The organism is [Actinomadura] parvosata subsp. kistnae, assembly GCF_900323885.1.
GTDB lineage: Bacteria > Actinomycetota > Actinomycetes > Streptosporangiales > Streptosporangiaceae > Nonomuraea > Nonomuraea composti.
Genome location: NZ_OOHJ01000030.1, coordinates 587,046 through 612,619, shown reverse-complemented (window position 1 = coordinate 612,619; position 25,574 = coordinate 587,046). Strand labels below are relative to the sequence as shown.

The 25,574-nt window shown below is 73.2% G+C and carries 26 protein-coding genes; 13 read left to right on the top strand and 13 right to left on the bottom strand.

Features of this window, described 5'->3' with window-relative positions; genetic code table 11:
* Window positions 1-49: 49 nt before the first annotated feature.
* The gene (locus KIS93_RS58575; RefSeq protein ID WP_222108103.1) at window positions 50-505 is read right to left on the bottom strand and encodes a MarR family winged helix-turn-helix transcriptional regulator; all 456 of its coding nucleotides are present in this window, start codon (window positions 503-505) and stop codon (window positions 50-52) included.
* 137 nt (window positions 506-642) lie between these two features.
* Here KIS93_RS58575 and KIS93_RS58570 point away from each other — a divergent pair, with 137 nt between their 5' ends.
* Window positions 643-1,368 carry an SDR family NAD(P)-dependent oxidoreductase gene (locus tag KIS93_RS58570; RefSeq protein ID WP_268967013.1) on the top strand — a complete coding sequence of 242 codons (726 nt, stop codon included), beginning with the start codon at window positions 643-645 and terminating at the stop codon, window positions 1,366-1,368.
* Window positions 1,369-1,575: 207 nt separating this feature from the next.
* Window positions 1,576-2,562: an aldo/keto reductase gene (locus KIS93_RS58565; RefSeq protein ID WP_080039684.1), complete on the top strand. Its 987-nt coding sequence runs from the start codon at window positions 1,576-1,578 to the stop codon at window positions 2,560-2,562.
* Window positions 2,563-2,639: 77 nt separating this feature from the next.
* Here the strand turns inward: KIS93_RS58565 and KIS93_RS58560 are convergent, their stop codons facing one another.
* Window positions 2,640-3,254, bottom strand: coding sequence for a TetR/AcrR family transcriptional regulator (locus KIS93_RS58560; protein ID WP_080039683.1), 615 nt, complete (start codon window positions 3,252-3,254; stop codon window positions 2,640-2,642).
* Window positions 3,255-3,352: 98 nt separating this feature from the next.
* Between KIS93_RS58560 and KIS93_RS58555 the strand changes: the two genes are divergently transcribed.
* Window positions 3,353-4,087 (top strand): SDR family NAD(P)-dependent oxidoreductase, encoded by a 735-nt coding sequence (locus KIS93_RS58555; RefSeq protein ID WP_080039682.1) that lies wholly within the window; start codon window positions 3,353-3,355, stop codon window positions 4,085-4,087.
* A 30-nt stretch (window positions 4,088-4,117) separates the two neighbouring features.
* Here the strand turns inward: KIS93_RS58555 and KIS93_RS58550 are convergent, their stop codons facing one another.
* Window positions 4,118-5,227 carry a serine hydrolase domain-containing protein gene (locus KIS93_RS58550; RefSeq protein ID WP_080039681.1) on the bottom strand — a complete coding sequence of 370 codons (1,110 nt, stop codon included), beginning with the start codon at window positions 5,225-5,227 and terminating at the stop codon, window positions 4,118-4,120.
* 406 nt (window positions 5,228-5,633) lie between these two features.
* Between KIS93_RS58550 and KIS93_RS58545 the strand changes: the two genes are divergently transcribed.
* The 5 genes from KIS93_RS58545 to KIS93_RS58525 all read left to right on the top strand — a co-directional run bounded on the left by KIS93_RS58545 (window position 5,634) and on the right by KIS93_RS58525 (window position 12,644).
* Window positions 5,634-5,807, top strand: coding sequence for a hypothetical protein (locus tag KIS93_RS58545; protein WP_186405090.1), 174 nt, complete (start codon window positions 5,634-5,636; stop codon window positions 5,805-5,807).
* Window positions 5,804-9,571: a S8 family peptidase gene (locus tag KIS93_RS58540; protein ID WP_186405089.1), complete on the top strand. Its 3,768-nt coding sequence runs from the start codon at window positions 5,804-5,806 to the stop codon at window positions 9,569-9,571. Before KIS93_RS58545 ends, KIS93_RS58540 begins: the two co-directional genes overlap by 4 nt.
* A 259-nt stretch (window positions 9,572-9,830) precedes the next feature.
* A complete protein-coding gene (locus tag KIS93_RS58535; RefSeq protein ID WP_080039679.1) occupies window positions 9,831-10,778 on the top strand; it encodes a M23 family metallopeptidase in 948 nt (315 codons plus the stop codon).
* 141 nt (window positions 10,779-10,919) lie between these two features.
* Complete coding sequence (locus KIS93_RS58530) at window positions 10,920-11,306, top strand: cupin domain-containing protein (protein ID WP_080039678.1); 387 nt, start codon at window positions 10,920-10,922, stop codon at window positions 11,304-11,306.
* Between the two features lie 51 nt (window positions 11,307-11,357).
* Entirely contained in the window at window positions 11,358-12,644 is a 1,287-nt protein-coding gene (locus KIS93_RS58525; protein ID WP_080039677.1) for a phospholipase D-like domain-containing protein, read from the top strand.
* A gap of 27 nt (window positions 12,645-12,671) precedes the next feature.
* Here the strand turns inward: KIS93_RS58525 and KIS93_RS58520 are convergent, their stop codons facing one another.
* Window positions 12,672-13,004, bottom strand: a complete 333-nt coding sequence (locus tag KIS93_RS58520; protein ID WP_080039676.1) for a response regulator transcription factor — start codon at window positions 13,002-13,004, stop codon at window positions 12,672-12,674.
* Window positions 12,992-13,294 carry a sensor histidine kinase gene (locus KIS93_RS58515; RefSeq protein WP_080039675.1) on the bottom strand — a complete coding sequence of 101 codons (303 nt, stop codon included), beginning with the start codon at window positions 13,292-13,294 and terminating at the stop codon, window positions 12,992-12,994. Before KIS93_RS58515 ends, KIS93_RS58520 begins: the two co-directional genes overlap by 13 nt.
* 249 nt (window positions 13,295-13,543) lie before the next feature.
* Here KIS93_RS58515 and KIS93_RS58510 point away from each other — a divergent pair, with 249 nt between their 5' ends.
* Complete coding sequence (locus KIS93_RS58510; protein WP_080039674.1) at window positions 13,544-14,104, top strand: FtsX-like permease family protein; 561 nt, start codon at window positions 13,544-13,546, stop codon at window positions 14,102-14,104.
* 51 nt (window positions 14,105-14,155) lie between these two features.
* Window positions 14,156-14,650, top strand: coding sequence for a beta-class carbonic anhydrase (locus KIS93_RS58505; protein WP_080039673.1), 495 nt, complete (start codon window positions 14,156-14,158; stop codon window positions 14,648-14,650).
* A gap of 613 nt (window positions 14,651-15,263) precedes the next feature.
* Here KIS93_RS58505 and KIS93_RS58500 read toward each other — a convergent pair.
* Window positions 15,264-16,103 carry a TIGR03620 family F420-dependent LLM class oxidoreductase gene (locus KIS93_RS58500; RefSeq protein WP_080039672.1) on the bottom strand — a complete coding sequence of 280 codons (840 nt, stop codon included), beginning with the start codon at window positions 16,101-16,103 and terminating at the stop codon, window positions 15,264-15,266.
* Between the two features lie 94 nt (window positions 16,104-16,197).
* Between KIS93_RS58500 and KIS93_RS58495 the strand changes: the two genes are divergently transcribed.
* The gene (locus KIS93_RS58495; RefSeq protein ID WP_080039671.1) at window positions 16,198-17,064 is read left to right on the top strand and encodes a LysR family transcriptional regulator; all 867 of its coding nucleotides are present in this window, start codon (window positions 16,198-16,200) and stop codon (window positions 17,062-17,064) included.
* Window positions 17,065-17,121: 57 nt separating this feature from the next.
* On the opposite strand, the gene KIS93_RS58490 is transcribed toward KIS93_RS58495, so the two are convergent.
* Together KIS93_RS58490 and KIS93_RS58485 are read right to left on the bottom strand one after the other, a co-directional pair.
* Window positions 17,122-17,724: a hypothetical protein gene (locus tag KIS93_RS58490; protein ID WP_080039670.1), complete on the bottom strand. Its 603-nt coding sequence runs from the start codon at window positions 17,722-17,724 to the stop codon at window positions 17,122-17,124.
* A 101-nt stretch (window positions 17,725-17,825) separates the two neighbouring features.
* On the bottom strand, window positions 17,826-18,197 hold the full coding sequence (locus tag KIS93_RS58485; protein ID WP_080039669.1) for a DoxX family protein: 372 nt from the start codon (window positions 18,195-18,197) through the stop codon (window positions 17,826-17,828).
* Window positions 18,198-18,203: 6 nt separating this feature from the next.
* Here KIS93_RS58485 and KIS93_RS64125 point away from each other — a divergent pair, with 6 nt between their 5' ends.
* Window positions 18,204-18,974: a helix-turn-helix domain-containing protein gene (locus KIS93_RS64125; protein ID WP_230466509.1), complete on the top strand. Its 771-nt coding sequence runs from the start codon at window positions 18,204-18,206 to the stop codon at window positions 18,972-18,974.
* Here KIS93_RS64125 and KIS93_RS58475 read toward each other — a convergent pair.
* The 3 genes from KIS93_RS58475 to KIS93_RS58465 all read right to left on the bottom strand — a co-directional run bounded on the left by KIS93_RS58475 (window position 18,878) and on the right by KIS93_RS58465 (window position 21,604).
* Window positions 18,878-19,585 (bottom strand): response regulator transcription factor, encoded by a 708-nt coding sequence (locus tag KIS93_RS58475; protein ID WP_222108100.1) that lies wholly within the window; start codon window positions 19,583-19,585, stop codon window positions 18,878-18,880. The genes KIS93_RS64125 and KIS93_RS58475 overlap by 97 nt on opposite strands.
* 77 nt (window positions 19,586-19,662) lie before the next feature.
* Window positions 19,663-20,151, bottom strand: coding sequence for a pyridoxamine 5'-phosphate oxidase family protein (locus KIS93_RS58470; RefSeq protein WP_080039668.1), 489 nt, complete (start codon window positions 20,149-20,151; stop codon window positions 19,663-19,665).
* 19 nt (window positions 20,152-20,170) lie between these two features.
* Window positions 20,171-21,604 carry an MFS transporter gene (locus KIS93_RS58465; protein ID WP_080039667.1) on the bottom strand — a complete coding sequence of 478 codons (1,434 nt, stop codon included), beginning with the start codon at window positions 21,602-21,604 and terminating at the stop codon, window positions 20,171-20,173.
* A gap of 107 nt (window positions 21,605-21,711) precedes the next feature.
* On the opposite strand from KIS93_RS58465, the gene KIS93_RS58460 reads away from it, so the two are divergent.
* On the top strand, window positions 21,712-22,230 hold the full coding sequence (locus KIS93_RS58460; RefSeq protein WP_080039666.1) for a winged helix-turn-helix transcriptional regulator: 519 nt from the start codon (window positions 21,712-21,714) through the stop codon (window positions 22,228-22,230).
* Between the two features lie 140 nt (window positions 22,231-22,370).
* Here KIS93_RS58460 and KIS93_RS58455 read toward each other — a convergent pair whose 3' ends face one another.
* Both KIS93_RS58455 and KIS93_RS58450 read right to left on the bottom strand, forming a co-directional pair.
* On the bottom strand, window positions 22,371-23,717 hold the full coding sequence (locus tag KIS93_RS58455) for a glycoside hydrolase family 27 protein (RefSeq protein WP_080039665.1): 1,347 nt from the start codon (window positions 23,715-23,717) through the stop codon (window positions 22,371-22,373).
* The gene (locus KIS93_RS58450; RefSeq protein ID WP_080039664.1) at window positions 23,714-25,504 is read right to left on the bottom strand and encodes a discoidin domain-containing protein; all 1,791 of its coding nucleotides are present in this window, start codon (window positions 25,502-25,504) and stop codon (window positions 23,714-23,716) included. The genes KIS93_RS58455 and KIS93_RS58450 overlap by 4 nt, the downstream gene beginning before the upstream one ends.
* Window positions 25,505-25,574: the final 70 nt, after the last annotated feature.

Sequence of the window (25,574 nt, the reverse complement as noted above, 5' to 3'; positions counted from 1 at the left end):
TGAATAGTCGGGGCGACGAAATCGCCCGATTGCCCATGCGGCGGCGGCCTCAGCCCTCGCGGACGGCCTCGGCCACCTGGTCGAGCAGCGCCCGAAGCTGCGCGCCGGCGTCCGGGCCGAGGCTGTCGACGATCTGCCGCTCGACCCCGTCGATCACCTCGTCGGCGGCGCGCAGTGCCGCACGCCCGGCGTCGGTGAGATGCAGCTCTTGGACGTGCCGGTGGCGCGGGTGCTCGCGACGCTCGATCTGCCCGCGCCCTTCCAGCCGGGCCACCAGGGACGCCACCGCCTGCGGGGTGACGTTGAGGCGGCGGGCCAGCTCGGCGCCGGTCAGCCCCGGCTCGCTGTGCACCGAGATCAGCAGCGCGTAGTGCGCCACCGCCATGTCCAGCGACCGCAGCCGCTGCTCCTTCAGCGCCTGCACGGCCAGCTCCGTGCGGCGCAGTGCCCAGGTCACCCGCTCCAGCGGGTCGATGGGGGACGGGTCCGCGTCGTCGTGCCTCACCCATGGAGTATACGACGCTTCATAACTATCAAGCGTTTGACACTTCATCAGCGCTTGATGCAAGCTGAGGACATGTCACGACCGCTCACGCTGATCACCGGCGCCTCCTCCGGCATCGGCCCACCTACGCCCGCCGCCTGGCCGCCGGCCACGACCTCGTGCTGGTGGCCCGCCGCGCCCACCGCCTCGCCGATCTGGCCCAGGAGTTGCGCGCCGGCGGCGCCGCCGTCGAGGTGCTGCCCGCCGACCTCGCCACCGCCGACGGCGTCACCGCCGTCACCGAACGGCTGGCCGCCGGCGACGTCCGCACCCTCATCAGCAACGCCGGGGCCGGCGGCTACGCCCCGCTCACCGACGTCGACCCCGACGGCATCGACCGCCTGCTCACCCTCAACGCCGTCGCCCCCATCCGGCTGGCCCGGGCCGCCCTGCCCGCCATGCTCGCGGCCGGCGAAGGCACCATCGTCACCGTCGCCTCGCTGCTCGCCTTCAGCGCCGGCAGCACCGACCCGCGAGCGCCCCGGCGCACCCTGTACGTCGCCGCCAAGGCCGCCACCCTCGGCTTCACCCGTACGCTGGCCGGGGAGCTCGCCGGCACCCCGATCCGCGTCCAGGTCCTGTGCCCCGGCGTGGTGGCCACCGAGTGGAACGGCGGCGCCGGCCACGCCATCCCCTGGGCCATGTCGCCCGACGACGTGGTCACGGCCAGCCTGGCCGGCCTGCGCCTCGGCGAGACCGTCTGCGTCCCCGGCCTGGAGGACCGGACCGCCGCCCTCGACGCCCTGCTCGCCGCCGAGACCACCCTGCTGACCGGCGGGAACCGGCCCGCCCTCGCGGCGCGTTACACCGGCGCGCCGGCATAGCGCGGCCGGCTCGCCGCGGTTGTCTCCGCCGTCCCCGGGTAGGCGCACCACCATGGGGGTCGTCCGCGACGGCGATGCCCTGTTCGTACGCTCCCGGCGCGGCAGTGGCGGAGCCTGGTACCGCTACCGCGGCAAGCACGGCCGCTGCGGCACCCGAGACCGCCCGCGCCACCACCCTCGAACTCCAGCCACGCTGAGGAGCCGGCCATGCACATCAGGACGTTGGGACAGGGCCTTGAGGTGTCGGCCGTGGGGCTGGGCTGCATGGGCATGTCGCAGAGCTACGGCCCGAACCCGGGCACCCGCGAGGACATGATCGGTGTGATCCGGTCCGCGCTGGACGCCGGGGTGACCTTCCTCGACACGGCGGAGGTGTACGGGCCGTACCACAACGAGGAGCTGGTGGGTGAGGCCATCGCCCCGATCCGGGATCAGGTGCGGGTGGCCACCAAGTTCGGCTGGGACATCCAGGACGGCAGGACGGTCGGGCTGAACTCGCGGCCCGAGCGGATCCGCGAGGTCGCCGACGCCTCGCTGCGGCGCCTGCGCACCGACCGCATCGACCTGTTCTACCAGCACCGGGTGGACCCGGACGTGCCGATCGAGGACGTCGCCGGCACGGTCGGCGAGCTGGTACGGGCGGGCAAGGTCGGGCACTTCGGCCTGTCGGAGGCGTCGGCCGCCACCATCCGCAAGGCCCACGCCGTGCACCCGGTCACCGCCGTGCAGTCGGAGTACTCGCTGTGGACCCGCGACCCCGAACCCGAGGTGCTGCCCGCCTGCGCGGAGCTGGGCATCGGTTTCGTGCCGTTCAGCCCCCTGGGCAAGGGTTTCCTGACCGGCACCGTCGCCTCGGGCGCCTCCTTCGCCGAGGGCGACATCCGGGCGACGATCCCGCGCTTCGACGCCGACCACCTGCCCGCCAACCAGGCCCTGGTGGATCACGTCCGGGCATTGGCCCAGGCCAAGGGCGCCACCCCCGGGCAGATCGCGCTGGCCTGGCTGCTGGCCCAGCAGCCCTGGATCGTGCCCATCCCCGGCACCCGCCGCCCGTACCGCCTGCGCGAGAATGCCGCCGCCACCGAGGTCGGGCTGTCCGCCGACGAACGGGCCGACCTGGACGCGCTCGCCGCCCGCGTGGGGGTGGCCGGCGACCGGTACGGTGAGGCGCACATGAAGCTGGTCGATCGCTGAACCGCCAGCCACACGGGACGACGGACGCCTCGACCAGCCCGAGGACGTCGTCGGCCCACCGGAGCGGGCTGGAGCCTTCACCCCTGAGCGGGTCGCCCCTCGCCGGCCGTGCCGAGCCCGGCGAGCAGGTCGTCGAGGCCCGCCTTCACCCGTTCGGGGGTCAGCGCGCCGCCGCGCAGCCGGTGCGCCAGGAGCGGGGCCGCCAGGGGAGCCAGGAGCGCATCGGCCAGGAAGGGCGTGTCGTGGGCCGGCCGGAGGTGGGCGAGCAGCATCGCGAGGTGCCGGTGGTAGAGCTCGTAGGCGCCGCCGAAGCGGGCGAACGGGCTCGCCGTCTCGGCCATGACGAGCAGGTCGAGCTGGTCCATGGTGCGGTCGACGAGCGCGTGCAGGAAGGCGCGGACCCGGGCGGGAGCGGGAGCCCCCGGCCCGAGCGGGGCGGGCCCTTCGAGGAAGGCCTGCTGGAACTGCCGCTCCCGCTCGTCGATGAGCGCGTACGCCAGCCCCGACCGGTCCCCGAAACGCCGGTAGAGCGTCCCGACCCCCACTCCCGCGGCGGCGGCCACCTCGGCCATCGACAGGGCCTCCACGCCGCGGGCCGCCACGATGCCGGCGGCGGCGGCGAGGATCTTGGCCCGGTTGCGCGACGCGTCCGCTCGTTCGCGACGCGGCTTGGTGACCACGTCCTTCTTCACCGGGCCAGCGTACTAAGCCGGCCGGGACTTGTAACCGGAACCGATTCCGCTTAGGCTCAAGCGGAATCGGTTCCGGTTCGTCCGAGACGGAGGACACCATGACAAGAGGCAGGGTCGCGCTGGTCACAGGCGGGAGCCGGGGCATAGGAGCCGCCATCGCCCGACGCCTGGCCGAGGACGGGATGGACGTCGCGATCACCTACGAGCGCGCCGCCGACCGCGCCGCCGCGACGGTCAAGGACATCGAGGCCACCGGCGCACGAGGTCTGGCCATTCCCGCACAGGCCGCCGACGCCGCCGCGCTGCACGGCGCGGTCGACAGGACCGTCGCCGAGCTGGGACGGCTGGACGTCCTGGTGAACAACGCCGGCATCGCTCCCTACGGCCCCTTGGACGAGGTGACGCTGGAGGAGATCGACCGGACCCTCGCCGTCCACCCCCGCGCCTGCCTCGTCCTCGCCCAGGCCGCCGCCCGCCGGATGGGCGCGGGCGGCCGGATCATCACCATCGGCAGCAGCCTGGCCGAGCGGGTGCCCTACCCGGGCTGGACGCTGTACGCGATGAGCAAGTCGGCGCTCATCGGCCTCACCAAGGGCCTGGCCCGCGACCTCGGCCCCCGCGGCATCACCGCCAACCTCGTCCACCCCGGCTCCACCGACACCGAGATGAACCCGGCCGACGGCCCCGGCGCCGACGAGGAACGCGCGTACACGGCACTGAACCGCTACTGCACCCCCCAGGACATCGCCGCCACCGTCGCCCACCTCGCCGGAGAAGGCGGCCGCACCATCACCGGCACCGCCATCACCGTCGACGCCGGAACGACGGCGTGACCGCCCGCCATCCCGTCGCCGGCGCGCCGGTCACGAGCACAGTGCGGCGATCAGCATGGTCATGGCGGCCTTCTCGGGGTCGCCGGAGTACGGGGTCATCGACAGGGCGAGCTGCCGTGAGCCGTCGGCCGAGCTGAACGCCACCGTCGAGTAGCCATGGGTGCCGCCGCCGTGCCCCCACGCGGTGCCGCACGGCAGGGGCCCCGCCTCCAGGCCCAGCCCGTACTCCTTGATCGTGCCGAGGTCCCTCATCTCCTTCTGCTGGGCGGGGCGCAGCAGCCTGCCCTGGAACAGGGCGCGGAAGAAGCGGTTGAGGTCCGCGGTGGTGGAGATGATCTCGCCGGCCGAGCCCGCCATCGTGGGGTTGAACCGGGTCACGTCCACGGGGACGTTCTGACCTCCCTTGGTGACCCGCGCGTACGCGTGGGCGTGCGGGCCGGGCACCTCCGGGGAGGCTCCCGGCACGAAGGTGCCGCGCAGGCTGAGCGGCCGCAGGATGCGCTGCCCGACCTCGGCCGCGTACGAGCTGCCGGTCACCTTCTCGATCAGCATGCCGAGCACGATGTAGTTGGTGTTGGAGTAGCCGTATCGGGCGCCGGGAGCGAACTCGCGGGGGAGACCGTCCGTCATCTCCACCAGCTCGCGGGCCGACCAGGTGCGGAAGCGCTCCTTGGGAATGCCCCATTTGTCGAACATGGTCGTGCTGTACTCGGGGATCCCGCTGGTGTGCCGCAGCAGGTGCCGGACGGTGATGCGGGAGCCGCCGGCCACCAGTCCGGGCAGCCACCGCTCCAGGCTGTCGGACAGGCTCAGCTTCCCCTCGCCCGCCAGCTGGAGCACCACGGTCGCGGTGAACGACTTGGTCACGCTCCCGATCCGGAACCGCCCGTCCATGGGGGCCGGGCGGGCACCGCCCAGGCGGGCCTTGCCGCTGGTGCCGCGCCAGGTCCTGGTCCCGTCGCGGACCTCCGCGACGGCGGACACCGCGCCACTGGCGACGATCCTGTCGAGCAGCGCCTGCCAGCGGGGCTCGCCTGCTCCGGTCGTGGCGGCCCCGGCGGGTACGGCCGCCGCCATCGCCATCGCCATCGTCACGGCCAGGCCCGCCCCGGCGGCCGCCACGGTCCGCTTCACGTTCATGTCGCTCCTTCTCCGATACGGGCGGAGCCCGGCTCTCGGCCTCCGCCCGCATCAAGATCGGCCTTGACAGCCCGGTCAGGCATCGGAGCAGCCACCCACGAAAACCCTGATCTTCCCTGGGGCGATCTCCGCCTTGCGAAGTAGCCCCGGATCGGCCATTCAGCCGACCCCGGGGACAGCGTGGCGAGGCGCGATCGCGGTCCGACGGCATCGTCACCCGGTTCCGGACGATGCCTGCCGCACGTGAGGGCCCGGACGCGCGTGGCCGGTGGCGGTCACCGCCGGAACCGGCCAGCCGTAAACCTTTTCGGTCGGCGCGGGCGCGTGTCACCCTGTGGCCGAATCTGCCCGGCGGACCCTTCGCCGGGCCAGGTCATCCCGTCCCCTCACCCCCCTGGGAGCGCCCATGACCTTCCCGTTATCGCCCGGACGGCGGCTGCTCGCCGGCACGGCCCTGCTGGCCGCGATCGCGGCCACCGCCCCCGTGCCGCCGGCGACGGCCGCCGCGTCGACCGCCCTCCGGCGGCCGGCGCCGCGAGGCCCGCCGACCCGGGCGGACGCGTCACGATCACGCTGGTGACCGGCGACACCGTGACGTACGGCAGGAACGCCGGCGGCGTGGCGGACGTGACCGTCAGCCCCGCCACCCGCAGCGACGGCAGCAGGAGCGACTTCACCACCTACACCCGCGAGGGCGACACCTACGTGGTGCCGGACGACGTCCGGCCCTACCTCCGCTCGGGCGTGCTGGACGAGGGCCTGTTCAACGTCACGTACCTGGCAGGAAACGGCTACGGCGACGCCGAGCGCGCCGACGTCCCGCTGATCGCCCAGTACGCGGACCGGAACCGGCGCGCGGCCGCGGTGGCCGGGGCGAAGGTGCGCCGGCAGCTGCCGAGCGTGAACGGCGCGGCCCTGGCGGTCGCCAAGAAGGACAGCTCCCCGTTCTGGCAGGCCCTGCAGAGCACCGACGTGCCGCCCGCCGAGGCGACGCGCCGCGCGGAGCTGCGGCTGGGCGGTGGGGTGGGCCGGCTGTGGCTGGACCGGGTCAAGCACGTCTCGCTCAGCGAGAGCGTCCCGCTGGTCGGCGCGCCGCAGGTCTGGGAGGCCGGCTACGACGGCGCCGGCGTGAAGGTCGCGGTCCTCGACACGGGGGTGGACCGCACGCACCCCGACCTGGCCGGCCGGGTCGCCGCCACGGCCGACTTCACCGGCACCTCGCCGGAGGCGGTGGACGGGCACGGCCACGGCACGCACGTGGCCTCCACCATCGCCGGCACGGGCGCCGGGTCGGCGGGCAAGTACCGGGGCGTGGCCCCCGGCGCGTCGCTGCTGGTGGGCAAGGTCTGCGGCAACGACGGCACCTGCTTCGACTCCGCGCTCATCGCCGGCATGCAGTGGGCGGCCGAGCAGGACGTCCCGGTGGTGAGCATCAGCATCGGCGGCGACGCCCCGCTGGAGTACCCGGACCTGCTGTCGCGGACGATCGACGAGCTGACCGCCTCGACCGGCACCCTGTTCGTGGTCGCGGCGGGCAACGAGGGCGCCAAGGAGAGCATCCAGTCGCCCGGGGTGGCCGCGTCGGCGCTGACCGTCGCGGCGACCGACAAGCGCGACGGGCTGGCACCGTTCTCCAGCCGCGGCCCGCTGTGGTACCCCGAGCGCGCGCTCAAGCCGGACATCGCCGCGCCGGGCGCGGCGATCATGGCGGCCCGCTCGTCGGCCAGCAGCCTGCCCGGCGACCTTTACACCAGCATGTCGGGCACGTCCATGGCCACCCCGCACGTGTCGGGGGCGGCGGCGCTGCTCGCGCAGCAGCACCCCGACTGGAAGGCGGCCCGGCTCAAGGCCGCGCTGATGGGCGCGGCCACCGACGTCGGCCTGACCGCTTACGAGCAGGGCGCCGGGCGCCTGGACGTGGCCAGAGCCGTCAAGCAGCAGGTGCACGCGGTGACCCCGGCGCTCGACCTGGGCACCCTCGCCTTCGACCAGGCGCCGCTCACCCGCACCGTCACCTTCGGCAACGCCGGGCCGCAGCCGGTCACCCTGTCGCTGAAGCCCACGCTGGCGCCCGGCTCGGGCGGCGAGGTGCCGGCCGGGGCGATCAGCGGCGACACCTCGCTCACCGTCCCGGCCGGCGGTACCGCCTCCGCCACCGTCTCGGTGAACGTGCCGGCGCTGGCCAAGGGCGAGTACACCGGAGCCGTCACCGCCTCCGACGCCACCGGGCAGGCCGTCGCGCGCATCCCGATCGGCTTCCTGATCGAGCCTCAGTCCTACCCCGTGCGCATCGACGTCATCGGCCACGACGGCAAGCCGTGCGGCGCCACCGACGCGTACGGCTGCTGGTCCGTCGGCGCCCTGTCCTACCTGAACCTCGACGACGGCCGCAGCGCCTTCCGGCTCGGCTCCGGCTCGCAGACCGTGCGGCTCACGGCCGGCCAGTACTCCTTCCAGAGCTCGGTCACGTGGATCGACGCCGACCGGCGCCAGCAGACGGCCGTGGTCCTCGCCGAGAACGTGGACGTGCGCGGGCCCGTCACGGTCACGCTCGACGCCTCCAAGGCGCGCCGGATCACCATCGAGACGCCGAAGCCGAGCGAGGGCACCACCAACGAGATCGGCGTCATGCGCGACGACGGCAACGGCTCCTCCTCGGGCTGGGCCAGCCTGTTCGCGTACGGGCTCGACGACTTCTGGGTCACCCCCACGCCCAAGGTCGCCAAGGGCTCCCTGGTCTTCCAGCACGCCCGCGACGCCGTCGCCCCGCTGCTGACGATGGAGGTGAACGCGGCGCTGCGGCTGGCTCCCCGGTACAAGTTCTACGGGGAGGCGGTCCCGAAGTTCGACGGCGTCCGGAGCCTGGAGGTGGTCGACCTCGGCACGATCCACGGCCTGGCCGACCCGGCCTCCCAGATCCCCGCCGACCTCGGCCGGGTCAAGGGCAAGCTGGCGCTGGTGGAGCACGACGACGATCTCCACGACAACCAGTGGGACTGCACCACGCCCCAGGAGTACCTCGACGCCCTGCACGCCGCCGGCGCGGCCGGCGTGATCCTCTTCCTGAAGGGCCACATGTGCACGGCCGACACGCCGCTGGAGGGGGTGCTGCGGCCCCGGCTGCCGGCCGTCACCGTGCCGCCCGCACAAGGGCTGGCGCTGCGTGAGCTGGTGAAGAGCAAGGGCAAGGCGCAGGTACGGGTGAAGGGGCAGGCGGCCAGCCCGTACCTCTACCACCTGAAGTTTTACCAGCTCGACCAGGTGGGCGCCGACCAGCACTACGAGCCGGCCACCCGGCAGCTGGCCCGCGTCGACCGCGACTACCACGCCGAGCAGCCCCTCGACCTGACCGCGGCCTGGCACCAGTGGATCCCCGGCCGCGAGACGGTCAGCTTCGCGCAGGGCTTCCAGTACCGCGGGCCGTCGCGACGCGAGGAGTACGTCGGCCCGGTCGTCGACCCCGAGCAGGCGGTGAAGAGCTTCATCCAGCGCACCACCCTCGACGGCGCCGCCCTGGAGGCCGAGCTGCCGCTCGCGGGCGTCGTCCAGCGCCTCAAGGCCGGGTCGAGGAGCGGCGAGGAGTGGTACGGCGGGCCGTCGGTGCCCGGCGCCTTCGAGGAGGAGCCGCTGTACTCGGAGATGCTGGCGTGCGGCGCGTGCCGGCAGGGTGACGTGTTCAGCCCGCTGCTGCCGCTGACCTTCCCCGAGGCGAAGGCCGAGTCGTTCTACACCGAGGCCGTGCAGACCGGGCGGCTGCGCCTCTACCAGGACGGGGCCGAGGTGCCGCCGACCCCGGTGGCCGGCGTGTACACGGGCTTCACGCTGCCCGCCGGCCGGGCCCGTTACCGGCTCACCCACGAGCTGGACACCGTGCCCGCCGAGCTGGCGGACAGGTTCTACGACCGGCGGGTCAGCAGCGAGTGGGAGTTCACCTCCGCGCGGGTGACGAAGGACGACAAGAGCCGGCTGGACTGCGTCGGCACCCTGGTGGCGGGCTCCGCGGAGCCGTGCGCGGTGCAGCCGCTGGTGTACCTGCGCTACGACCTCGGCCTGGACCTCGGCAACACGACCGGCCGGGGCGCCCACCGGATCAGGCTGCACGCCTACCACGAGGCGGCGGCGGGCAAGGCGCCCAGGATCACCTCGATCAAGGCGTGGGTGAGCTTCGACGGTGAGAAGACCTGGCGGGCCGCGCCGGCCTCGCCTCCGTCCGGCGGCACGGTGAGCGCCCTCGTCCCGGCCGCGCCCGCCCGCGGTGTGCCGGTCAGCCTGCGGGTGCGGGCGTCCGACGCGGCGGGCAACACCGTCACCCAGACCGTGCACGAGGCGTACGGCGTGCGCTGAGCGCAGTGCGGCGGCCGGCCGGGGGAGGGGACCCCGGCCGGCCGATTCGCCGGATTCACCCCATATGCGGGCCGGTTACATCTAGGATTCTGGCCGCGACAAATGACACCGAAAGTTCTTCTGACCCGGATTGATGACGAGATCAAGAGCGGCTACGTTACAAGATCGGCCCGCACGTCCCAGGATCGCGGGCCGCGTCGACACCACGTAGCCGGGCGCTGCGCAGTACCCCTTCAAGCGCCTGCCCAGAAAGGTAAGCATGCCCACGATCAGCAGACCGGCCTGGCCGAACTCCCGCAAGGCCGCCGGCACCGCTCTGTTGCTGGCCCTCGCCGCGACCCTGGTCCCTGAGGCCGCCTCGGCCCAGACCGTCAGCGTCTCGGCCGTGTCCCACCAGAGCCCCTTCGACTGTGGCAAGACCTTCTACGCCAACAACTGGAAGGGCGGCCACAACCCCTCGGGCGCCATCGACTGGCAGAACTACGGGGGCGAGAGCATCAACGGCAAGACCGTACGGGCCACCGCCGCCGGCACCGCCACCTTCCACAACGAAGGCAACACCAGCTACGGCAAGTGGGTCGAGATCCGGCACGCCGACGGCAGCAGGACCCGCTACGCCCACCTGTCCAGCATGGTGCGGGGCGTCGGCGCCACCCTGAGCGTCGGCCAGGGCACCGTGATCGGCACCGTCGGATCGACGGGCGGCTCGCAGGCTCCCCACCTGCACTACGAGCAGCGCACCCCGAGCGGCGCGATGGACACCAGCCCGACCGTGAACGGCGTGACCGTGTCCCTGGGCCAGAAGAAGGCCATCAAGAGCACCAACGCCTGCGGCGGCGCCGCCCCGGCCCCCACCGACAACGGCGGCGGCGGCTCCGGCTCCGGCAACCGCTACACCCCGCAGCAGGTCTGCGGCGCCGGCTTCGCCGTCATCGACTCGGCCCCCCTCACCGGCGGGCGCGCCTACCTGCTCTACAACGCGGGCAACGGCAACAACTGCGTCGTCACCCTCAAGAGCTCCAACGTGGGCAAGTCGACCCCGGTGTCGGCCTTCCTCGAGCCCAAGGGCCAGAAGCCGGTGACCGACAAGGGCAACTACGGCTACTACGCCGGCCCGGTGAAGGCGAAGGCGGCGGGAGTGTGCGTCAAGTGGGGCGGCACGATCGGCAGCGCCTCCTACGCCAGCGACTTCGAACACTGCGACTGAGACACGCGGTCGGACAGGGGCGGCCGCACCCGCGCCGCCCCACCCCCGCCCCCCGACCTCGATCAGGGACATTCGCGCAGGTAGACGCCTTGTGAGGACGTTCGCCCGGTGGAAGACTGGAGCTGACGGAAGGGGGACGTCATGATCGAGGTCAAGAGCATCGACAAGCCGGACGAGCGCCGCGACTTCCCCAGGGGGCACCTGGAAGTGTGCGCCCTGTCCGGGCTCAGCTTCGGCGTGGCCACGTTCGAGCCCGGCTGGCGCTGGTCGGAGTCGGTCAAGCCGATCGCCGGCACGGACTCGTGCGAGGTGCACCACAACGGGTTCGTCGTCCAGGGCCGGCTGCGCATCCGGATGAACGACGGCACCGAGGCCGAGGTCGGCCCGGGGGAGGTGTTCGTCTGCCCGCCCGGACACGACGCCTGGGTGGCGGGCGACGAGCAGGTCGTCCTCTACGACTTCGCCGGCGGCGCCGCCGAGTACGCCAAGGCCCGCACGTCCGGCGGCGCCGCGGCCACGGGGAGCTGACCGGCGCTTCGCGGTCCCGATCCGGCGCTCGTGGCCGTACGATGGCCGGTCATGATCAAAAGGTTAGGAAGATCCCTTGCCGCCCTCGCCGGCGCGCTGGTGCTGGGCGGCGCCACGCCCGCAGCGGCGGCCGGCGTGGCCATGAGCGTCACGGCGGGCGCGCCGCCGGTCATCGACCGGCCCGTGTTCAACAACCCTTCGGGCACGCTGCAGGAGCGCAGGGCGATCTTCAGCCAGCTCATCGGGCTCATCGACGGCACTCCGGCGGGCGAGCAGATTCGCGGCTCCGTGTTCGCGATCGGCGACCAGGAGGTCGTGGACGCCCTGCTGGCCGCGCACCGGCGCGGTGTGTCGGTCAAGGTGATCCTCGACGACTCCACGTACGTGGTGGCCGCCACCCACCAGGAGTACGCCAACCCCGCCTACGACGCGCTCAAGGCCGGCCTCGGCACCGACGACACCCAGCGCTCCTGGGCCGTCGTCTGCGACGACCAGTTTGAGGACGCCGACGGCGTGGACGACGCCGACCGCGGCTGCCTCAGCTCCAAGCGCGGGTCCTACAACCACAACAAGTACTTCATCTTCTCCCGGACGGGCCCGTTCGCGGACGGCACCACCCGCTCCAAGGTCGTCTTCCAGTCCTCCTCGAACATCACGGCCTGGGACGCCGACAGCGCCTTCCAGGACTCGGTGACGTTCGCCGACGACGCCGTCTACGACGGCTACCTGAGCTACCACGACCTGGAGTACACGACCCGGCACAGGGCCGACGTCACGGCCAACCCGTACTTCTCCACCCGCACCGGCTCGACCTACCGCGCGTACTTCACCCCCCGCCCCGACCCGAACCCCACGAACCCGGCCAGCGACCCCCTGGTGAACGCCCTGAACGAGGTGTCCTGCTCCTACGTCGGGACCGACGGCGCCAAGCACCAGACCGACGTGCGGATCGCCCACACCTTCTTCTACAACACCCGCCCCCAGGTGGCCGACAAGCTGGCCGACCTGCGCCGCAAGGGCTGCTGGGTCGACATCGTCGCGCGCCACATCGACAGCGACATCGCCTCCAGGCTGACCCAGGCCGGCATCCGGTTCCGCGAGTGCCAGGGCGACAACACCGCCGGGCCGTACCCGCACAACAAGTACCTGCTGATCGACGGCGACTACGGCGGCGACATCACGCCGCGCGTCTACACCGGCAGCGCCAACCTCATCGGCGACTCGGTGCGCGCGGCCGACGAGGCCTTCGTCCGCATCACGAGCGCCGACTACCACAGGGCGTACCTGCAGCACTTCTACCTGCTCCAGAGGGGCTGCGGCGTCCCGAGACCGGCCTGACCCCGGTCCGTACCGAGCCGTTGAGGATCATCGACGGCGCCGACCAGGCGGTGGCTCGGGCAGGTCAGGGCAGGTGTGCCGCAGGAGCGCGGCCGGGCACCCGTAGGCCGGGAGCTGACTCGGCACGGCCAGTCCGGGCTGTGCGCGCCTGGCCTCCACCGCGGCGCGGATGCCTTCGTCGGTGTGGGTGGGCGGCATGCGGACGTCCACCACCGCCACGTCGGGGGAGTGCCGGGCGACCGCGGCCAGGAACTCCTGCGGGTTCGCGACGGCCGCGACGACCTCGTAGCCCTCGCCGCCGAGCAGCATGGCCAGGCCTTCGCGCAGCAGGGCGTCGTCCTCGGCGATCACGATGCGCACGGCAGTTCCACCTTCATCCTTGTCGGGCCGCCCGGGGGGCTGGTCAGGGTGAGCGTGCCGTCGTGTGCTTCCACCCGGCGGCGGATGCCGGTCAGGCCCGACCCGTCGCGTTCCCACGCGCCGCCCACCCCGTCGTGCGCCACCTCGACGCGCAGGACCTCCGCGCGCCTGTCCGCCTCCACGCTGACGCGGGTGGCGCCGCTGTGCCTGGCCGCGTTGGGCAGCGCCTCCGCGACCGTGAAGTAGGCCGTCGCCTCCACCGACAGGGGCAGGTGCCCCAGCTCGCCCACGCGAAGCTCGCACGGGACGGGGGAGCCCGCTGGTGCTGTCGGTCATCCCGCTGCTGGTCTGCACCGAGGCCGCGGTGATCGGCCCGGCCAACGCCGCCCCGCTGGCGGTGATCGGGCTCGCGCTGGCCGGCCCGCACCTCGTACGGACCGCGACCGGCGCGCTCGCCCGCCGCCTGCCTCAGCTTCACGCTCACCCAGACCACGATCACGACCGCGAAGGCCGGCGAGGCCGCGCTCGGCCTGCGCGGCGTGCGCGCCGTCACGGCCGCCCGCCTCGGCGGCGTCCCGCACGGCCTGGAGGCCGAGGTACGCGCGACGCCAGGCCTACGCGCCGCCGCCCCGATCGCCACGACCACCGTGCTCACCCGGCGCCTCGCCTTCGGCGACGACGAGGGCCTCCAGGACAGGACCGCCCTGGTGCTCGGCCCCGACGCGAGCGCCGTGATCGACCTCGACGTCGCCCACGGCAGCCTGAGCGACCTGCGCGGGGCCACGATCGCCGTGGACGAGCGCGTCGGCGCGGTGGGGGAGAGCCGCGACCTCGTCCTGGGCGACGGCGCCGCCGTGCGAGCCCGGGTAGTGGCGACCACGACGGCCAGGCGCGACGAGTTCCGCGCGCTGCTCCGCCTGGGGGCCACGCCCGGCCAGCTCCGCCGGATGCTGCGCTGGGAGGCCCTGCTGACCGCCGGCGCCGCGGCCACGGCCGGCGTGCTGCTGGTCGGCGCGGTCGCCTGGCTCGCCACCGCCCTGCCGGCCAGGCGCGTGTCCTTTATCGGGACACGGAAATCATGGCCGGATTATCCCGGTTGACCATGCCGGGATTAGGGGTAATGGTGGGAGGACCGGTCAAGGGGAGGTTCGATGAGCATCACCGACGAGCTGATCGCCAACGCCGAACGCTACGCCGAGTCCTTCCGGCACGGCGCTCTCGCCCTGCCGCCCGCCAAACGACTGGCCGTGGTGGCCTGCATGGACGCCAGGCTCAACGTCTACGGCCTGCTCGGCCTGCGGGAGGGCGACGCGCACGTCATCCGCAACGCGGGCGGCGTCATCACGGCGGGCGAGCGCCGCAGCCTGGCCATCAGCCAGCGGCTGCTGGGCACGCGCGAGATCATCCTGATCCACCACACCGACTGCGGCATGCTCACCTTCACCGACGACGGCTTCAAACAGGACGTCTACCGCGACGTCGGCATCAAGCCCGACTGGGCCGCCGAAGCCTTCACCGACCTGGAGGAGGACGTGATCCAGTCCATCCGGCGCATCAGGGAGGACCCGTTCATCCCGCACAAGGACGCGATCAGAGGGTTCGTCTACGACGTCACGACCGGGCGGCTCAGCGAGGTCAAGCCGTAGCCGTACCGGCCCGCGAGCCGCCGGCGACTCGTCCGGCCCCGATCACCTCGATGTCCGGCGCGGCGGTGGTGAAAGTGCGGTCGTCGTGAGCGGCGTAAGGAGGCCGTCGCCGAGCGGGTGCGAACCACCGGCTCGCCGACCTCGCGCAGTACGGCGTCCGCCTGCGCCCGGCCGCGGTGTCCGCTTGCGCCCGGCCACGGTGGCCCGCCCGGCGGGGTCGGCGACCCCGGCAGCGGCGCGTCGGCCTGCGCCGCCCCCTGCGCTCCACGGCGCTGGGCAAGGTGTCGCCGGGCTGGGACCGGAGGGCCAGTGCTGGCGGCCTCGCCGGGGGGTAGCCGGCCACGCCGGTGCGGTACGCCTGGTCCAACAGCAGACCGGCGAACCCTTTTGCCCTCGTTGCGGACCGTGCGCGGCATGCGGACGGTCACGCCGCGCACGCCCGTACCGGGCTGGAGGCCGCCGCCGAAGCCCGGCTCAGGCAGGAGGCAGCCCCGTACCGCCGGACGGGGCGCGTCCCGTGCGGCAGCTCGTTCGCGGCGGCCCAGGGCCGCCTTGCCCGTTCACCTGCGTGCTCGATGAAAGTGAACGGGAAACGAAGGCCGACCGGGGCCGGTCACTCGTGGCTGATGGCGAGGACGGCGTCGGCGACCGTTCGGAGGGTGGCGATGGGGTCGTCGCCGAGGGGGTAGACGCCGACCTGGTCCGCGCCGGCGTCGAGGTGGGCGGTCAGGCCGCGCGCCAGGCCGGCCGGGTCGCCGTAGGCGAGCAGCGCGTCGATGACGCGGTCGCTCCCGCTGCCGGAGAGGTCCTCGTCGGTGAAGCCCAGCCGTCGGAGGTTGCTCGCGTAGTTGGTGACCTGCAACGCCTGCCCGGGCGGTGCGGCCCTGCCGATGGCGCGGGCCCGCTCGGCGTCGGGTTCCGCGAGCGCGAAGTGGCCGGGAAGGAGCAGCTTGCCCGCACCCAGGACCTCCCTGGCTCGCCGGGTGTGCTCCGGCGTGACCAGGCAGGGGATGGCGCCCGCGGTGCGGTCGCGGGCCAGCCGCGTCATGCGCGGCCCGAGCGCGGCCAGCACCACCCGCTCGGGCGGCACGCCGGCCAGCGCCAGCCGGTCCAGGTAGGACACCAGGGTGTCGTACGGCGACGCCCATCCGGCGTGGACCTCGCGGTGCCCGATCCCGACGCCGAGGACGAACCGGCCGGGATGCCTGGCGACGATGCGGTGGTAGGAGGCGGCGACGATCTCGGCGTCGGCGGTCCACACGTTGACCACGCTCGTGCCGACCACCAGCCGGGTGGTGGCGTCGAGCAGCTTCTCCGCGAAGGCGAGGTCGGCCGGCGGCGACGCGTCCAGCCAGAGCGTGCCATAGCCGGCCCGCTCCACTTCCACCGCGCTCTCCGGGCTGACCTCATGCTCGCGCAGGTGGGCGCCAAGCAGGCCCAGTTCGATATCCATGATCCGATCCCAGCACCAGGTCCCCGCCGGGAGCCAGCACCGGTTCCGACGCGCTCGATAACCTGGAGGCATCGTCGCAGAACAGGGGGGCTCGGTGGAACTGCGCGCACTGCGCTACTTCGTCGCGGTGGCCGACGAGCTGCACTTCGGGCGGGCCGCCGAGCGGCTGCACATCGCCCAGCCCGCGGTCAGCAGGCGGATCGCCCAGCTCGAACGGGAGCTCGGAGTCCGGCTGCTGGACCGTTCACCGCGCCGGGTCCGGCTCACCGCCGCCGGGCACCGGGTGCTCGCCGCGGCGCGGGACGCGCTCGCGGCCGTGGACCGGGTCCGGGCCGCCGCCGGCGCGCGGGCGGGCACTATGCGCATCGGCACCGCCGCCGGCTTCACCGCTCGCCTGGAACGCGGCATCGACGCGCTGCGCGAGCACCCCTCGGCGCTCGGCGTCGACGTCGAACTGATCGATCTCCCGCCTGCGGCCCGCCTGGACGGCGTGCGACGAGGGGAGATCGATCTGGCGCTGGCCCGGGGCGTACGCTCGGCGCCCGGCCTGAGGGTGCTGCCGACGTGGACGGAGCAGCTGTTCGCCATCGTGTCCGTGCGGCACCTCGCCGCCGATCGCCCGACGGTCGACCTGGCCGATCTCGCCGTCGGCGAGCTGCGGATCCCGTCACGGGACCACGGCCTGTTCCTGCCGGAGGCTCTGACGGCCGCGATGCGGAAGGCCGGGGTCGAAACCCGGCTCGACCGCGACTCCGGCACGGTCCAGGACACGATCGTCGAGGTCGGCTCCAACCCGCGTAGCTGGACCGTGCTGCCGGCGGACCAGGTCGCGGAGATCCGCTCCACCCGGGTGCGGGCGATCCCGTTCACACCGCGGGCCACGATCACCGGCAGCGTCGTCGTACCGCTCGATCTCCCGCACACCTGCGCGGCCGCCCACCAGGCAGCCTTCGGAGACTGAACCGTCCCCGACCCTCAGAGAGGAGGAGCCGCGCAGCGGCGGGTGACGACCGGCTGCTCACCCGGAGGCTCGCGTCCGCCGCCAGTAGGCGACGGTGAGGGCTCCGAGCAAGGGCCCCCACAGCAGCAGTGGCGCGTAGGCGGCGGTGGCCAGCACGCGTGTCCAGTCGCCGAGCCCCAGGGGGAAGTCGGCGGGCAGGGCGTCGCCGTGGATCGTGCGGCCGAGGGCCACGCAGACGCCCGCCCAGGTCCACATGACCGTCAGCGCGGTCGCCCCGAGCGCCGCGGGGATGACGGCGGCCGGCGGCGGCACCCGCCGGCCGCGCAGGCCGGGCACCCAGCGCGGGAACACCTCGCCCCACCGGGCGATCAGGCCGATGGCGGCGAACGCCACCACCTCGGAGAAGATCGACAGCAGCACCACGTAGAGCTCCATCGGCAGCCAGGGCGGCACCTCCCCGCTGCCCTGCGCGCCATGGGCGATCGGCAGGTGGAAGGTCACCCCCGCGATCCGCCAGAGGCCGGCCGGCAGCACGGTGAGCGGGACGGCGTAGGCCGCGATCCGCGCCCACCGCGGCACCCCGGGCACGGGCGTGTGGGCGGCCGTCCACGCGGCCCGCAGCCGGCCGGCGGCAGGAGAGGTGCGCGCGATGCTTGTCATGGTGATCCTCCGGGTCAGGGGCGGACGGTCTGATCACGACGAGGGTCGCGCGGTGCCGGGACCGGCACATCACTCCTGAGAGGGAATCGGCCCGGCGAGTCTCACCTGGCACTGAGCGCCACCGCGACGGCCCAGCCGATGTAGCCGAGGTTCACGACCAGCCGGGCCGCGACCGCCCACGGCCGCAGCAGCACGCGGGCATGGCCGGGCGTGGCGTGCCGCACGGCGTCGAGGTGGGAGGCCAGGTAGGCGCTGATCAGCAGGGCGGCCGCCCAGGCGCCGGCGCCCCGGGTCACGGGCGCCAGGATCAGAGCGCCCACGGCGATCTCCGCCACCCCCGTCGCGGCGACGAGCAGAGGGGCAGGGCCGATCCAGGACGGCACCAGGGATCGGAAGTAGGCGGGCACCGCGAAGTGCGCGGCCCCCGTCGTCAGGAGGAAGACCGCCAGGATGACGGGCGCGGTAGCGTTCATGAGGTGATGCTCGCGCCCCCTCCCGCCTGGACGCTTGAACGAAACGATCGCCGGCTGCTGTTCGCCGCCGATGCCGGGATGGCGCTCTTCGGCGAGTCGGCGGCCTCCCGGGTGACCCGCCATCGCCACCCGGTCTGGAAGGTGGTCCTGCCGGTGGACGGCCTCGCCCTGATCGGGCGGGAGGGCCGCCGTCCCGTCGCGGCGGCGGGGCTGATCGTGCCGCCCGAGCTCGCCCACACCTGCGCGGCCTCGTCCGCCTACCTCGCGCTGTTCCTCGACCCCACGCTGCTCCGCCCGGGGCTGGGGCCGCTGCTCCTGGACAGCGCATCGGTACGCCGGCTGCGCGCCGCTCTGGGCCTGAACCGGATCGACGGCTCCGGCCGCACCCCCGACCTGGCCGCGGCGTACGCCGAGCTCGTCACCCGCACCGGAGTCGCCCCCTCGCTCGACCCGAGAGTGACGCACGCGGTGCGGTGCAGCACGCTTCCCGGGCACCACCCCTCTATCCCGGCCATCGCCGCCGAGGTCGGCCTGTCGGCGGCGCGGCTGCGCACCCTGGTCCGCACGTCGGTGGGGGTGCCGCTCGCCCGGCTGCGCCGCTGGGGGCGGTTGCGGGCGGCGATCACCGTCCTGCCCGGCCGGTCGGTGGCCGCCGCCGCGGCCGAGGCGGGCTTCGCCGATCAGGCCCACCTGACCAGGACGGCCCGCGACCTGCTCGGACGCACACCGCTGTCCCTGACCACGGGCCCGGCCTCCGGCGGCGCCGGACAGCAGTGAGCGGGAGCCGGACGGAGTGAGCGGGAGCCGGACGCAGTGAACGGAAGCCGGGAGCCGGACGCTCCCGGCCTCGTCGCCACCGCGGTCATCGCCCCCCGGCCGGGGAACAGCAGGCCGAGCTCGTAGGCCAGCACCACGGCCTGGGTGCGGTCGCGGGCGTCCAGCTTGTCCAGCAGGTGACGGACGTGCGTCTTGACCGTCTCGACGAACACGAAGAGGGCCGCCGCGATCTCGGCGTTGCTCTGCCCCAAGGCGATGTGCCGCAGCACGTCCAGCTCGCGCGCGGTCGGCTCGACCGGGATGCGCGGCTTCGAGGCGCCGTGATGCGGGCCGGCGATGCGGCGCAGCGCGTCGGGGAAGAGCACCGCGTCGCGGGAGTGCACGAGCCGCACGGCGTCCACCAGCTCGCCGGCGGGCGCGCGTTTGAGCACGTACCCCGCGGCGCCCGCGCGCAGCGCACCCCAGACGAGCTGGTCGTTCTCGAACGTCGTGACCACGACGACCCGCGTCGCGGGGGAGCGGCGGGCCAGCTCCCGCGTGGCGGCCAGGCCGTCCAGCCGGGGCATGCGGATGTCCATGAGCACGACGTCCGCGCCCGCGCCGGCCTCCACGGCCTCGCGGCCGACGCCGCCACGCCCGACCTCCCCCCTGCGGGGGAGACGGCCTTCCCCGGCCCGCCCCCGCCCCGTCAGCGTTCTCCTGCGGCGTACCAGATTCTGCTGTGCAGGTCCGTCCCCCTGATCACCTGGACGCGCCAGGGCTCGAGGCGGAGGACGTGCAGCTGCGGGTCAGCGGGCCCGCCGCGCCAGAAGTTGCCCAGGTCGTACCCGGCGCCCTTCGGGCTGGTGCGCCGGTACAGGTCCCACACGTGCCGCTTGGTGTCCAGGTCGTCGGCCCAGGCGGCGACGGCGTCGACGCTCACGGCATTCTGCCGTGGCGTCCAGTAGGAGAACGTGGTGTGCGGGTTGCCGGCCAGGTGGGCGGCCTTGACCGGCGTCTTGTACGTGGCCAGCCAGCCCAGCGGGGCGCCCTCGACGGTCTCCCAGACCGGGATCAGCACCCGGGCGCGCGGCCGTCCCTTGGCGTCGACGGTGGTCATGGTCGCGTACACGATGTCGCCGATGTAGGCGTCGAACTGGTCGGAGATCTCGGCGAATGCCGTCACTCGCGTAGCCATCGGTCCTTTCCTTCCGTTGTCAGGCGGCGGTCGTGGTGGACTCGGCCGGTGAGGTGGCGCGCTGCGGGGCGGGCGTGCGGAGGCCGAAGGCGATGACGGCCGCGCCGAGCGCCGCCGCCGCCACGGGCACGAGCAGCGCGGTGCGCAGGGCGTCCAGGCCGGAGCCGGCGGCGACGCTGACGGCGGTGACGGCCGACAGCCCCAGTGCCGTGCCGAACTGGATGGAGGTGTAGAGCAGGCCGCCCGCCAGGCCGTGCTCGTCCTCGGCGACGCCGTCGGTGGCGGCCATGGTCAGCGGGCCGTACGCCAGGGAGAAGGCCAGCCCGAGCAGTGCCAGCGCGGGCAGCATGGCGGTGTAGGTCCAGTCCGTCCCGACGGGAAGGAACAGCGCGTACGCCACCGCCGCGAGCACGATGCCGCCGAACAGCACCCGGGTGTTGCCGAAGCGGTTGACCAGGCGCGGCGTCAGCACGGGCGCGAGGACGGTGTCGATGCCGATCACCAGCATGGCCAGGCCGGTCTGCATCGTGCTCCAGCCGCGCAACTCCTGGAGGTACAGGGTGACCAGGAACTGGAAGCCCGCGAACGCGGCCAGGAACAGCAGGGCGGCCACGTTCACCCGCACCAGCGGCGCCGACCGCAGGATGCCCAGCCGCAGCAGCGGGGACGGGGAGCGCCGCTCGATCGCGGTGAACAGCCCGAGCAGCGCCAGGCCCGCGGCGAACACGCCCGCGGTCACGGCGGGGCCGTCGCCCGCGTGCTCCAGCCGGACCACCCCATAGACCAGCAGCAGCATCGCCCCCGTGATGGTGAACGCGCCCGCCAGGTCGAACCCGCCCGAAGGGCGCTCACCGCCGCTGTCGCGGACCAGAGCCAGGGCCGCCACCAGGATCAGCGCCGACAGGATGACCGGCGCGAAGAACACCCACCGCCAGCCGAACGAGGCGAGCGCGCCGCCCGCGACCACGCCGAGCGAGAACCCGCCCGCCGCCGTCCCCGCGTACACACCGAGCGCCTTGGTGCGCGCGGGCCCCTCCGGAAAATTGGACGTGACCAGCGCCAGCCCGGCCGGGGCCATGAACGCGGCCGCGACCCCCGTGACGAACCGGGCGACCAGCAGCATCCAGCCCTCCGTGGCGAGCCCGCCGATCCCGGAGAAGACCAGGAAGACCGCCAGCCACAACACGAACATGCGGCGGTGGCCCAGCAGGTCGGCGGCGCGCCCGCCGAGCAGCATGAACCCGCCGTAGCCAAGCACGTAGGCGCTGACGACCCCGCTGAGCGTCCCGGTGGACAGGCCCAGGTCGGCGCGGATCGACGGCAGCGCCACGTTCAGCATCGCCACGTCGATCCCCTCCAGGAAGATCGCGCCGCACAGCACCAGCAGCACGCCCCACGCCCGCCCTGTCAGGCGGGCCGGCCCACCGGCGGATCCAGTGACGGAATTGGACATCGGACCCCGACTTCCTCATGACGCGGGAACCGGTTCCGGGGCCGTTCCCCGCATGCCTGCCGGTTCCCTCTTGTAACCGACAGCATCGTCAGGCACCATCGGTGACCATGGAAGACGGCACTTTCGAGTCCCTCGGTTACTGCGCGGATACCGGCGTCGACGACGACGTTCTCCAGTGGGACCAGCGCGCCGACTGCGAGGTGCGGCAGATCCTCGACCGCATCGCCGACAAGTGGTCGCTGCTGGTGATCGCGCTGCTGGACAAGCGCAGCCTGCGTTTCACCGAGCTGCGCCGCGCGATCGACGGGGTCAGCCAGCGGATGCTGGCCCGTACCCTGCGGCATCTGGAACGCGACGGGCTGGTGAGCCGCACCGTGCACCCGACCGTCCCGCCGCGCGTGGACTACGCGCTGACGCCGATGGGCGCGACCCTGCACGCCACCATCAACGCCCTGGTCGTCTGGACCGAGGAGCACCAGAACGCCATCGCCGCGGCCCGCGCCGCCTACGACCGGCGCGCCGCGGCGGAGCGGGAGGCCGCCGAACGCGAGGCGGCCGAACGCGCGGCCATCGCCCGCGCCGCCCTGCCGCCCAGGGGCTCACCGGCTCTGCCCGGGCGGTGGTGAGCTGACGGCCTGGGAGTCTGATCCAGAAGCCGCCGGCGCGAGCGCGGCCATCACCGCTGTCCGGGCACGCGAGGGCGGGGACGGCCCCGCCCCCGGGTGCGTCTCGGACGAGACGGCGGGGCCGTCCGCGGGTGCCGGGGTCAGGGCGGCGAGACGCCCGGCCCGGCACGCAGGACGTCGGGCCGGGCGCGGATGAGCCGGGTCTCACCCGGGCGGAGGGTGGCGCTGTAGGAGGAGGCCACCGTGCCCTCGGACGCGCCGGACCACAGGTTCGTGACCGCGGCCGGGCCGGTGAAGCCCACCTGCGCCCAGGTCACGCTCACCGTGGAGCGGCCCGACGTGCCGGTGTTGTAGAGCGTGACGACGTAGTCGCCGTTCGCCTCCCGTTTGCGCCACACCTGCTTGACGCCGCTGTTGACGACGCGCTGCGCGGCCACGCCGTCCTGGTCGACCGCGATCAGCCGCTCGTTCCTCAGCATCGCCAGGTCGACGGTGGTCAGGGCGGTCAGGTCGGTGCCGAGCAGCAGCGGGCTGGCGGCCATGGCCCAGTGGGTCAGGTGCGAGCGGCGCTGGTCGGCGGTGAGCCCCACCTGGTCGCCGTTGCCGATCTCGAGGGAGTCGTAGTCGTTCCAGCCGCCCGGCCCCGCGTACGGCTGCCACGAGGCGGCCGAGCCGAACCGGCTGGACACGTGCGCCCAGTCGGTGAGCGGGAAGCCGCTGCCGTTCGGACCGGGCCCGCAGTAGCACTCGACGTCGCCCTGGGTGCGCCAGCTGTTGGCCAGCCGCCTCCAGGTGGCGGCCTGGGCGATCGGCAGGTTGTTGGACAGCGCGAAGTTGATCGGCCGGCCGGTCTTGCGCAGCGCCCGGTCCCACGCCTCCACGTCGGCGACCGTGGACGCGTCCACCCCGTCGATCTTGAGGTAGTCCACGCCCCAGGAGGCCATCTGCCTGGCCCACGAGTCGATGAACGCCTGCGCGCCGGGGTGGGAGAAGTCGAGCCGGTACATGTTCTTGCAGTTGTAGTTCTTGTGGGTCTGCGAGGTGTCGGCGATGTCGCGGGCGTGGTAGGAGGTGCCCTCGACGGGGGTGTCGGCGGTGACGGCGTTCTTGGCGATGCCGGGGGTGACGTAGAAGCCGAACTTCAGGCCCTTGCCGTGGACGTAGTCGGCCAGCGCCTTGATCCCCGAGGGGAACTTGGCGGCGTCCACGGCCCAGCGGCCGTAGGAGTCGACGACGAAGCCGTTGCCGTCGCACTTCTGGTAGAAGTCGTCGAGGTTGACGTAGACGTAGCCCTTGTCGCGCAGGCCGCTGCTGACGAGCGCGTCCGCCTGGGCCTTGATCTTGGCCTCGGTGGGCTGGCGGCGCACGAAGCTCCAGCTGCTCCAGCCCATCGCGGGCCGGATCGACAGCCCGTTGTCGGAGGCCGCCTCGGCGGGGCCCGTGAGCACGCACAAGGCGAGGATGGTCGCGAGCGCGGCTCTCATCATGGCCGCACCTCCCCGTGGTCGAGGTCGGGGTCGCCGTTCGCGGTCGTGGCCGTCACCAGGCTCCCGGCGTACGCGCCGCCGACCCACGCCTCGTCCACGCGCCAGCGGGCGACGCCGTGGTGGCCGGTCTTGGAGAGGCGGACGTAGCGGGCGGTGACGGCGCCGAGGTCGATGATCTGGACGCCGCGCGCGTTCGGCACGGTGCCGGTCTTGACCGCGCTGCCCCAGCTCGACCCGTCGTTGCTGACGTGCACCTGGTAGCCGGAGATCCGCGCCGACCCCGACGACGGATGGACGGTGGAGTCCTCCCGCTGGTTGAAGGCGATGTACTGGACACGTTTGGCCGAGCCCAGGTCGAAGGTCAGCCGGGCGGGCTCGGCCGCGCCGCTGTCCCAGTAGGTGAGGTAGTCGCCGTCGCCCGCGGCCGAGGCGGGGTGGCCGCCGGTGGAGGAGTTCGCCGAGAGGGTGACGCCGGAGTGGATGCCCTGCCGGCCGCTGGAGACGACCTTGAAGACGGTGTCGTACGGGTCCCAGGAGGAGATCCCCTTCAGCGTGAGCGTGCCGTTCGCCTGGGTGAAGCTCACCGGGGCGCCGGTGCGCAGGTTCGTCACCGAGGCGATCCGGTAGCCGTTGTCCCGCAGCGACAGGGTGCTGCCGGACGGCGGCGTGATCACGTGGACGTAGTGCCGGTTCGGGTCGTTCTTGGCGATCGTGGTGACGCCGTGCGCGCCGTCGTTCCAGAAGCCCGGCTTGAGCCCGCCGTACATGTAGCCGCCGCCTTCCGTGCCGCCGAGCGACTCCCAGATCGCCGACAGGTACGTGCCGGCGAAGGTGTTGAACGCGGCCTGCTGGGCCGGGAAACGCCCGTTGACCATGGGGGTCTCGGCCATCAGCGCCTTGATCGACGAGCCGGCGTTGGTGATCAGCCGGCCGAGCGTCAGCTTGCGGTCCACGCTCTGGTCGGAGCCGCCGTACCACCACGGGCCGCCGGTGGGCAGCTTGAAGTCGGCCTCGATCAGGCGGGGCAGCGCCGTGTAGACCGCCTGCGGGTAGTCGTAGGACGGCGTCATGCCGGTCTTCTGCTCGTTGCTGATCATGTCCATGATCGGCGTGTCCTCGTTGTTGTTCGAGATCGTCATGTCGGGCCGCCGCTGGTAGATCTTGGCGTAGAGGTCGTTGCGCTCCCAGTAGGCGTTGTCGTTGTCGATCCAGAACCCGGCGAGCTTCGGGTACCGCTCCATCTGCTCGAAGAACTGCAGGTAGGAGAACTCGCCGAACCCGTCGCGGCTGGTCAGGTCCACGTCGTGGCCGACGTGGCGGGAGAAGGCGCCGGAGTCCAGCCACGACCCCGACGACAGGCCCTCGGCGTGCCACTGCGGGTCGTCGGTCATGTAGTGGATGACCTTCAGCCCCTGCGCGCCGGCCGCGTCGATCAGCTCGCCGAGGAAGTCCCGCTTGGTGGCGCAGCTTCCGGGGATCTTCGACGGGTACGGCCGGGCGTAGCCGAGCCGGCTGTGGAAGGTGGCCAGCACGATGTACTGGGCGTGCAGCTTCTTGGCCTCGTTCACCCAGTAGGACGGGCTCCAGCCGCCGCTGGTGACGTCGTTCTCCCAGGCGGTGCAGCTCGTGTGCTGGGGCGAGGTCCGCTCGCCCCAGTGCAGGAAGAGGCCGGCGACCGAGCCGCGCAGGAACGCCTGGCGCGGATGTTGCAGGTCGGCCCGCGCCGGCGCGCCGGTGAGCAGGCCGGCGAGAAGGGCGAGAACGGCGAGCGTCGCCGTGCGTTTCATGGTGGCGCCTCCTAATCTGCGGGGGTGATCACGCGGGCCCGCACCGCGAACGTGCCGGACCGCGCCTCGG

Excerpts from the sequence above, each read along its gene's own strand:
- KIS93_RS58565 (WP_080039684.1), top strand. The coding sequence starts at position 1,576 with ATGCACATCAGGACGTTGGGACAGGGCCTTGAGGTGTCGGCCGTGGGG.
- KIS93_RS58505 (WP_080039673.1), top strand. The coding sequence starts at position 14,156 with ATGAGCATCACCGACGAGCTGATCGCCAACGCCGAACGCTACGCCGAG.
- KIS93_RS58535 (WP_080039679.1), top strand. The coding sequence starts at position 9,831 with ATGCCCACGATCAGCAGACCGGCCTGGCCGAACTCCCGCAAGGCCGCC.
- KIS93_RS58485 (WP_080039669.1), bottom strand. The coding sequence starts at position 18,197 with ATGAACGCTACCGCGCCCGTCATCCTGGCGGTCTTCCTCCTGACGACG.
- KIS93_RS58460 (WP_080039666.1), top strand. The coding sequence starts at position 21,712 with ATGGAAGACGGCACTTTCGAGTCCCTCGGTTACTGCGCGGATACCGGC.
- KIS93_RS58550 (WP_080039681.1), bottom strand. The coding sequence starts at position 5,227 with ATGAACGTGAAGCGGACCGTGGCGGCCGCCGGGGCGGGCCTGGCCGTG.
- KIS93_RS58490 (WP_080039670.1), bottom strand. The coding sequence starts at position 17,724 with ATGACAAGCATCGCGCGCACCTCTCCTGCCGCCGGCCGGCTGCGGGCC.
- KIS93_RS58465 (WP_080039667.1), bottom strand. The coding sequence starts at position 21,604 with ATGTCCAATTCCGTCACTGGATCCGCCGGTGGGCCGGCCCGCCTGACA.
- KIS93_RS58545 (WP_186405090.1), top strand. The coding sequence starts at position 5,634 with ATGACCTTCCCGTTATCGCCCGGACGGCGGCTGCTCGCCGGCACGGCC.
- KIS93_RS58530 (WP_080039678.1), top strand. The coding sequence starts at position 10,920 with ATGATCGAGGTCAAGAGCATCGACAAGCCGGACGAGCGCCGCGACTTC.
- KIS93_RS58455 (WP_080039665.1), bottom strand. The coding sequence starts at position 23,717 with ATGATGAGAGCCGCGCTCGCGACCATCCTCGCCTTGTGCGTGCTCACG.
- KIS93_RS58470 (WP_080039668.1), bottom strand. The coding sequence starts at position 20,151 with ATGGCTACGCGAGTGACGGCATTCGCCGAGATCTCCGACCAGTTCGAC.
- KIS93_RS58500 (WP_080039672.1), bottom strand. The coding sequence starts at position 16,103 with ATGGATATCGAACTGGGCCTGCTTGGCGCCCACCTGCGCGAGCATGAG.
- KIS93_RS64125 (WP_230466509.1), top strand. The coding sequence starts at position 18,204 with ATGCTCGCGCCCCCTCCCGCCTGGACGCTTGAACGAAACGATCGCCGG.
- KIS93_RS58555 (WP_080039682.1), top strand. The coding sequence starts at position 3,353 with ATGACAAGAGGCAGGGTCGCGCTGGTCACAGGCGGGAGCCGGGGCATA.
- KIS93_RS58525 (WP_080039677.1), top strand. The coding sequence starts at position 11,358 with ATGATCAAAAGGTTAGGAAGATCCCTTGCCGCCCTCGCCGGCGCGCTG.
- KIS93_RS58450 (WP_080039664.1), bottom strand. The coding sequence starts at position 25,504 with ATGAAACGCACGGCGACGCTCGCCGTTCTCGCCCTTCTCGCCGGCCTG.